This window comes from Cuspidothrix issatschenkoi CHARLIE-1 (genome assembly GCF_002934005.1).
GTDB classification, from domain to species: domain Bacteria; phylum Cyanobacteriota; class Cyanobacteriia; order Cyanobacteriales; family Nostocaceae; genus Cuspidothrix; species Cuspidothrix issatschenkoi.
In genome coordinates, this window is record NZ_PGEM01000221.1 from 1 (window position 1) to 3,038 (window position 3,038).

Sequence of the window (3,038 nt, forward strand, 5' to 3'; positions counted from 1 at the left end):
AACAAACCTTAGACGCAGCCAGATCAACCTTTGAAAATACTCAAAAAATTACCGCTGATTTAGATGACTTAACGGGCAATCCTAGGTTTCGTCAAAACCTGCTGCAATTAGTTAATGGTCTGAGCAAATTAGTTTCTTCTACCAAAGACATACAGGAACAAACCAAAGTAGCTGTAACTTTGGACTCTCTTAAAGCATCTGTTAATCAACCAAAGGTAGTAATTACCGCACCTGTTCCCCAAAAACAAGCATTGCTGGAACCCAGTCCCAACTTAGTCATTAATCCTACATCCACCCTCCTAGAGAAAGTAGAGACAACCCCCGCACCCGAGCCACTCCCAGAAACCATACCAGCACCACCCACTTCGTCTCAACAACAACTCCTCCAACAACTCCGAAATTATCGTGAACAAGGACAGACTAGAGAGGATAGGTAATTGGTAATTTCCGACTCCCGACTCCCGACTCCCGCAATGGGTAATTCGTAATTCTTAATTGGTGATTGTATGACAACTGACAACAAACTAATTCCAATCTTGCTCCTCTTTCTTACCCCGACTTTTATAAATTCCGCCTTGAGCATGGAGTTGGCGGGTTTTTTCAAATAATTCTGCTTCCGTTAAACCCCAACGTTGCAAAACTTTATCTAAGTTAGTTTGGATGTCTCGCGCCCCTGGAAAACCTTGATAGCGAATTTTTAGTCTAGCTAATTCTGATAAATTGTAGTCCGTTGCATCTTGAGAGAGTAAAATATCAATAAGAGGGCGATCGCGGTTGTAGAGAGGATGTTGTTGATCTTTACCACCGGAAAATTCTGTCATAGTTAATACCAGTAAACAGTTATTAGGGCATCAACAACTCAAGGGAAAAAAGTCTCTTGAATTGCCTATAATACAGCATTGTCTACTGAATGACGGCTACTACGCCTGATCACTTACGGCTCTCACTACTGCCATTCAGCTTTAAATAAAGATACATTATCTTTAAGAAAATACAAGAAACTTTAGATAAGGGTGAACTTTTATCTCACCCAAATTCCAAGCAGCACGAGGGAAAGAACCCGCTATGTTTGAACACTTCACTTCCGAAGCCATTAGGGTAATCATGTTAGCTCAGGAGGAGGCACGACGACTAGGACATAACTTTGTAGGAACAGAACAGATTCTCCTGGGTCTAATGGGAGAGGGAACAGGTGTTGCGGCTAAGGTGCTGGCTGAGTTGGGTGTAAACCTAAAAGAAGCACGTCGGGAAGTAGAAAAAATAATTGGCCGGGGTTCTGGTTTTGTGCCACCGGAAATTCCTTTTACCCCGAAAGTAAAAAGCCTGTTTGAGCAGTCTTTCCGAGAAGCACATGGTCTTGGACATAATTACATAAACACTGAACACTTATTATTAGGTTTAACTGAGGCAGGTGAAGGAGTCGCCGCCAAAGTATTACAAAATCTAGGCGTGGATTTACCAATGATCCGTTCCGCTGTGATGAACCGATTAGGTGAAGATACGGCCGTTGTCACTGGTGGCAGAAGTAATTCCCAGCGCAATCAAAATCTCACTGTAGAGGAGTTTGGTAGAAATCTCACCAAACTAGCTCAGGATGGCAGACTAGACCCCGTAATTGGCCGTCAGAAAGAAATTGAAAGAACGGTACAAATTCTCGGTCGCAGAACCAAAAATAACCCGGTTTTGATTGGTGAGCCAGGTGTTGGTAAAACAGCGATCGCTGAAGGTCTAGCCCAACGGATTATTAATCAAGACGTTCCCGAAGTCCTGCTAGATAAGCAAGTAATCAGCTTGGATATGGGTTCACTGGTGGCAGGAACTCGCTTCCGGGGTGACTTTGAGGAACGCCTGAAAAAAGTCATGGAAGAAGTGCGTACCGCAGGTAACATTATCTTAGTCATTGATGAAATTCATACCTTAGTCGGTGCAGGTGGTACGGAAGGCGGTTTAGATGCAGCGAATATTCTCAAACCAGCCCTAGCACGGGGTGAACTCCAGTGTATTGGCGCGACTACCTTAGATGAATATCGTCAACACATCGAACGAGATGCAGCCTTAGAACGGCGTTTTCAGCCCATTTTGGTCGGTGAACCATCAGTAGCCGAAACTGTGGATATTCTCTATGGTTTACGTAGTGCCTATGAACAACACCATAAAGTTCATATCACTGATGAAGCCTTAGTGGCGGCGGCTGAATTGGCAGATCGTTATATTAGCGATCGCTTCCTCCCAGACAAAGCCATTGATTTAATTGATGAAGCTGGTTCTCGCGTGCGTTTACGTCACTCCCGCATTGTCAATAACAAAGAACTCAAACAGGAATTAAACACCGCCATCAAAGCCAAATCCGAAGCCATCAGAACTCAAGATTTTGGCAAAGCTGGTAAATTGCGGATACAGGAATTGGCACTGCAAGCCAGACTTGATCTAGAAGAAAACCACGAAACTCTTAACATTCCCCTTGTCAACGAAGAAGACATTGCTCAAATCGTTGCTTCTTGGACAGGTGTTCCCGTTAACAAACTCACTGAATCTGAATCCGAGTTATTGTTACACCTGGAAGACACTCTACACAAACGCCTAATTGGCCAAGAACAAGCAGTTACATCCGTTTCTCGTGCCATTCGTCGCGCCCGTGTCGGCTTAAAAAGTCCTAATCGTCCCATTGCTAGTTTTATCTTCTCTGGTCCAACCGGTGTAGGTAAAACCGAATTAGCTAAAGCCTTAGCAGCTTACTTCTTCGGTTCGGAAGAATCAATGGTGCGTTTAGATATGTCCGAATATATGGAAAGCCACAACGTTTCCAAGTTGATTGGTTCACCTCCAGGTTATGTAGGATACGACGAAGGCGGACAATTAACGGAAGCTGTGCGGCGCAAACCCTACACAGTGCTGCTATTCGACGAAATCGAAAAAGCGCACCCCGATGTATTCAATATGCTCCTGCAAATCTTGGATGACGGTCATCTTACCGATGCCAAAGGGCGAAAAGTAGACTTCAAGAATACATTAATTATCTTGACTTCTAATATTGGTTC

General features: G+C 43.9%; 2 protein-coding genes and 1 pseudogene. 2 read left to right on the forward strand and 1 reads right to left on the reverse strand.

Features of this window, described 5'->3' with window-relative positions; translation table 11 throughout:
- Positions 1 to 437 (forward strand): annotated as a pseudogene (locus CUN59_RS20605) (MlaD family protein); the annotation flags it as partial.
- Between the two features lie 87 nt (positions 438 to 524).
- Here CUN59_RS20605 and CUN59_RS20610 read toward each other — a convergent pair.
- Positions 525 to 821 (reverse strand): DUF3288 family protein, encoded by a 297-nt coding sequence (locus CUN59_RS20610; protein ID WP_104389560.1) that lies wholly within the window; start codon positions 819 to 821, stop codon positions 525 to 527.
- A 244-nt stretch (positions 822 to 1,065) separates the two neighbouring features.
- Between CUN59_RS20610 and CUN59_RS20615 the strand changes: the two genes are divergently transcribed.
- Positions 1,066 to 3,038 (forward strand): ATP-dependent Clp protease ATP-binding subunit (locus CUN59_RS20615; RefSeq protein WP_104389561.1); only part of this gene is annotated, 1,973 nt, incomplete at its 3' end.